A 5,170-nucleotide genomic window follows, 5' to 3' on the forward strand; every position below is an offset into this window, starting at 1 on the left:
CCGCTTCGTGGTGGGTGTCAACGGCAGCGGCAAGTCTAATTTGTTGCGTGCCGTGGCCGAGGTTTTTTTGGCCCTGACCGACCTTCGCGTTCCACAATTCCCGGTCAGTTTGGTGTACGAGCTGGGCATCCGCGGCACATCCAACCACCGAACCTTGCTCTTGCATTGTCCAGGGAGCCGCCGACAAGCCAGCCTGTGGATGCATGAGCGTTTTGCATTCGATGACCAAAACGGCCAGGAGGTGTTTGACTCTTGCCTCGAACACCTGAATCTAAAAGGAACGCCCGCAACGCCCGGTTTCTCATCTTTGATCGCTCCGGGTAGTTGGCCGCTTCGTGACAGTTCTCCACCGTTGATGGCTTTGCCTGCGGCAGTTCTAGCCTATACAACCGGGGATCCGCGACCTTGGCGCTCCGTCTGGAATCGCAACCAAGATGCCCAAGGATTGTTGGAGACCAACGATGACACGCAAGGTGACGAACGCCCGGCGGGGTGGACAAATGCCCAAGAAGAGGCACTTGAGGCCGCTCGTAAAGAGCAAATGGGCACGACACGGCCTGACCAGGGCATGGCGTCTACGGACGTCGATTCGTTTCGTCGTCCCATCTTGCTTGACGCTACATTGCTCAAATGTGCGCTGCTGGCAGTTGCCTTGCCGCACTCACTAAAAAACGAAGCAAATCTGAATGCTGCCCTGCAAGAGCTGTTGGAACGTGGCAGCTGTCATCATTTGGTTTCGGTAGGTTTTCGCAGTCATATGCAAAGTTCCACTTGGGACCGCAAGTTGTGCGAAACCGCACATGACTGGTGGCTTTGCGCAAGCGAGGTCATTGCCGAACCTCATCCGTTGGAAACTCGTCGTACCCTGTTGTTCGATCTGAAAGGCGCATTCAACGCGCAGGATCGTTCGACACGCCTCGCGACTAACGCCCTAGCCACCTGTACAACCGAAGGTGAAGCGTTACTGGCCCTGCTTGGAGGTGAAGGCGCCACGCCCTTTGAGTTGTTCACACGCTTGCTGGAGTTGAATCAGACAGGTTTGTTCGATGATCTGCTTTTACGCCTTCGCAGCCAGCCCGTGTCAGAAACTGGTACTGATCTTTCCGGGCAAGACATTGGTGTGCTGCGCTACGAAGAACTTTCGGATGGCGAGCAAATGGTGCTGGGGCGCATGGCCCTGTTTCATCTGCTGGATGGACAACAGGATGCCTTGCTGTTACTCGATGAGCCGGAAACCCATTTCAACGACAAGTGGAAGCGCGAAATCGTAGACATTATCGACGATGCTATCGGTAATACTGCCAACGATGTTCTTATATCCACCCATTCCGCCATCGTGCTTTCGGATGTGTTTAACAATGATATCGTAATGGTGGAAAAGACTGCCAACGGCTCTGGGGTGCGTCCGGTCGGTGAACTGACGTTCGCCACTGACCCTAGCGCTTTGATGATGACGGTGTTTGGCGCCGATGACAGTATCGGCAAACGGGCACAGGAATTTATCGAGAAGAAGCTGGAACAGGCGACTGGCACGCCCGATGAGATCGCGGACTTGGAACAGCTGATTGCGCGGATGGGATCAGGCTTTTACCGTAGCGAATTGCGAACCCTGTTGAATATTTGGCGAGGTGGGAATGCTTAAACCCATTTACCCTGTTTCATGTTCTCCCGCGCTGGCGGCTTGCCAACGACTGATGCAATCGTTGGTTTTCTGGCTATGCGAACCTGCAACTACGGCATTAAGCATCAATCAGCAAAATATGCAGCCACCAAGGTTTGCCTCTGCTATTGAGGCCGATTGGCTCTGGCACTTCTTGCAGCGCCTTGATGCGGGACAGCCCTTGCTCACCCACGCGCAAACAATAGCAGCCTTGCCAGATGACAGAAAAACCGTGCTTTGCGTTTGGGTACACTCCGTCTCGGCGGTGGAAATGCAGTTCCACCCCGTTCCGCCAGCATGGCCAGTGGCCAGACCGGGCGTGGGTGAAGCTGTCTGGAAAGCATTCAAAATCCTCATGGAAGCCTTTTATGAAAAAGGTCTTCGAAGTGGCTTGCCATATCTTCCAGATGGTACTCCCGTGGCAACCGCGGGTATAACCTACAAGAATTTTGTCCAAATATTCCGTGATGCGCACCGCCTGAATTCCGATACAGATGCGCGTGAGGTGTGCGTGCTATGCGGTGGCCCGCTGGGCCAAACACCGGAGGTGGATCACTGGGTCGCCAAGAGCGCCTTTCCTTTGCTCAGTGTGTGTGCCGACAACCTGCTTCCCATCTGCGGCGAGTGCAATTCGACGTCCAACAAGGGCGAGAAGGCCGTTCATAGTAACGGCAGTTTTGTAGATTGGTATCATCCTTACTTTCGTCCTGCCAACGGCTCGTTGCACCTGGAATATGTTTTGCCCAAGCTGACAGTAAAATGCAAATCCACCCAGCCCGCAGATCAACCCAAAGTGGAAAACCTCAACAATCTACTCCATCTCGCCGACCGTTGGACGCGTGAATTCAAGGCAGAACATGCCAGACATCTGGGGACGCTTCGCCGACGGGAACAGAATCGGATTCAAAAGAGTCAGACAAGACACACTCAAGCAGAGATTCAAGACTACTTCCACCAATGGAAAAATACAGATTTATTGCCGAGTGAACCACACTACGAGGTACATCAACTCTTATGTGACGCAATGCAGGAGCAATGTCGCTTAGCGGCATGGGAAAAAGAATTGGAGCTTGTGCTATGAATCGACACTACTCATGCCAACGGCTTTACATTATCATGCCGGCTGCCGTAAATCTGTTGGCGGTAAATGAGGTTCTTTTATTGCCGGGAAAGATATCTCGACAAAGTGAAGAGGTAACATAATGCCCACTTGCTGGATTATCGCCGGACCAAACGGCGCGGGAAAAACGACCTTTGCTCTGGAGTACCTTCCCAAAGTGGCAGGCTGTACTCACTTCATTAACGCTGATTTGATTGCCGCCGGTCTGTCGCCTCTGGCGCCGGAACGAGAACTGGTTGCGGCAAGTCGTTTTTTCCTGAAAGAGATTGAAGGGCGTATAGTAAAAAAAGAAGATTTTGCCTTTGAAACCACCTTGGCGGGCCGCGCTTATTTACGACTTATTGATCGTCTTAAACGGCAAAATTGGCAAGTGGAACTGATCTATCTGGCGCTGCCCAATATGGAAATGTCCAAACTGCGGGTCGCCGAGCGGGTGGCGCACGGTGGACACAATATCTCGGAAAAAGATATTGAGCGTCGTTTCCCTCGTAGTTTGCGCAATTTGTTAACCGAATACAGCTGGGTTGTGGATGCCTGCCAATGCTTTTTGAATATCACCGCTGCCCCGGTGTTGGTTTTTGAACAAAAAGGTGATGAACGAAATATCGTACATGATGATTTTTATCAACAGTTATTGTGTGAGGCCGGGTTATGAAAATATCTAAGCAGGAACCTTCTGAGAAAAGCCGACAAACGTTGGCTGCTTTGACGGAAGCTGTTTCTCGGGCGCTGGAAAAGAAAAGGCGGCTCGGGCAGTATGCGGTAATCTGGCAAAATGGGAAACCGATCATGGTCGGCGAAGATGCGCCCCAAAAAACCGAATGACTTCCGCATGACCGATAAACGGCAACCGTATCCCGTTCTGTTCGAAGCGCTGGCTCACGGTGGGTTGGTGCTGACCGTCAACAAGCGGTTGGCTCGCAATCTGCGGGAGCGTTACGACCAGTGGATGACAGCGACCGGCCGGACGATCTGGAAGTCGCCGGAGTTGTACAGCCTCGATGCCTGGTTGAACCGGACCCTGACGCTGCTGGACGAAGACGCCGGACTGCTGCCGATGCGGGGGGCGTTGCACTTGTGGGAACGGGTCATCGAGCGGGACGTGGCCGGGGCCGACATCGAGTTGTTGCAGATTCCGGCCACGGCGCGGCGGGCGCAGGAAGCCCATCAGTTGCTGGTCGAGTACTGTGAACTTCCCGACGGTGTGCCGCTGAGCGACGACCATCGCATCTTTCTCCGCTGGCGCAAGGCGTACCTGGACGCCTGCCGCGAGGGGGGGTGGTTCGACGCTTCCGAGGTGCCGGGCCGTATCGGAGCGGCTGTGCGGGAACGGCGGCTAACGATCCGCGAACAGGTGGTGCTGGCCGGATTCGATGAAATTTCTCCTTCATTGCAGCGTCTTGCCGCTGCCATGACCGCGGCCGGCGCCGTGGTCAGCGAGTGGGAAGGCGCCGACGGAGACGAAGCAGCCGGTCTCCGAGTCGCTTGCGCCGATCCGGAAGCGGAAGTCCGCACCGCTGCCCGCTGGGCGCGCCGCTTGCTGGAACAGGGAGCGAAAAACATCGGCATTGTGGTGGTCGATCTGCAACAGCGGCGCACCCTGCTGGAACAGGTCTTCCGCGAAGAACTCGATCCCGAATCGCTGGTCGATCTCGATCAGGAGGAAAACCGCTTCAGCCTTTCCCTGGGCACACCCCTGGCCGATCAGGGGCTGGTGGCCGCCGCCCTGGAAATCCTCGGTCTGGGGTTTCGTCCTGCCGTGGACACCATCGGCTTTTTACTGCGCACGCCCTATCTCGGTGGCAGCCAGCGGGAACTTTACGACCGCGCCCGGTTCGATCGGCGTTTGCGCAGTCTGCGGCGGCTCTCTTTTCCGCTGCACAGCCTGCGCAAATTGTTGACCGCGCCGGAAGACAAAGATGCCGCGTCACTGCCGGAAATGGCGCGGATTTTCGGCACCCTGGCCGAAGCCCTGAAAGATGGACGCAAGCGTTTGCCGGGGGAATGGGTGAAGAGGTTCAGCGACTTGCTGGCCGAGGTCGGTTGGCCCGGCGAACGGCCCTTGGGAAGCGTGGAGTTTCAGTCCTTTAAAAACTGGACCGAACAGCTGTTGCCGTCCCTGGTCACCCTGGAACCGGTGACCGGCCCCATCGACCGTAGCGAGGCCGTTACCCTGCTGCGCCGCCTGGCCAATGAAGCGGTCTTTCAACCGGAATCCCCCGGTGGGCCGTTGCAGGTACTCGGGCTGCTGGAATCCTCGGGTCTGAGTTTTGAGCATCTCTGGGTGATGGGCATGACCGACGAGTCGCTGCCCGCACCGGTGCGGCCCAATCCGTTTATCCCCGTCTCCTTCCAGATCGCTCGCAACATGCCCCACGCCGGGGCCGAGC

Annotated in this window: 4 protein-coding genes and 1 pseudogene; all 5 read left to right on the forward strand. The window is 55.9% G+C overall.

Features of this window, described 5'->3' with window-relative positions:
* Positions 1 to 1,642: AAA family ATPase (locus Q7J88_RS13195; RefSeq protein ID WP_303722700.1), on the forward strand; the 1,642-nt coding region annotated here is incomplete at its 5' end.
* Positions 1,635 to 2,741, forward strand: coding sequence for a hypothetical protein (locus Q7J88_RS13200; protein ID WP_303722701.1), 1,107 nt, complete (start codon positions 1,635 to 1,637; stop codon positions 2,739 to 2,741). The genes Q7J88_RS13195 and Q7J88_RS13200, both read left to right, overlap by 8 nt.
* A 121-nt stretch (positions 2,742 to 2,862) precedes the next feature.
* Positions 2,863 to 3,435 carry a hypothetical protein gene (locus tag Q7J88_RS13205; protein WP_303722702.1) on the forward strand — a complete coding sequence of 191 codons (573 nt, stop codon included), beginning with the start codon at positions 2,863 to 2,865 and terminating at the stop codon, positions 3,433 to 3,435.
* The gene (locus tag Q7J88_RS13210) at positions 3,432 to 3,605 is read left to right on the forward strand and encodes a hypothetical protein (protein ID WP_303722703.1); all 174 of its coding nucleotides are present in this window, start codon (positions 3,432 to 3,434) and stop codon (positions 3,603 to 3,605) included. Before Q7J88_RS13205 ends, Q7J88_RS13210 begins: the two co-directional genes overlap by 4 nt.
* A 124-nt stretch (positions 3,606 to 3,729) precedes the next feature.
* Positions 3,730 to 5,170: pseudogene (locus Q7J88_RS13215) on the forward strand (hypothetical protein); the annotation flags it as partial.

It is taken from the genome of Malonomonas rubra, assembly GCF_003247215.1.
Lineage (GTDB): Bacteria > Desulfobacterota > Desulfuromonadia > Desulfuromonadales > Geopsychrobacteraceae > Malonomonas > Malonomonas rubra_A.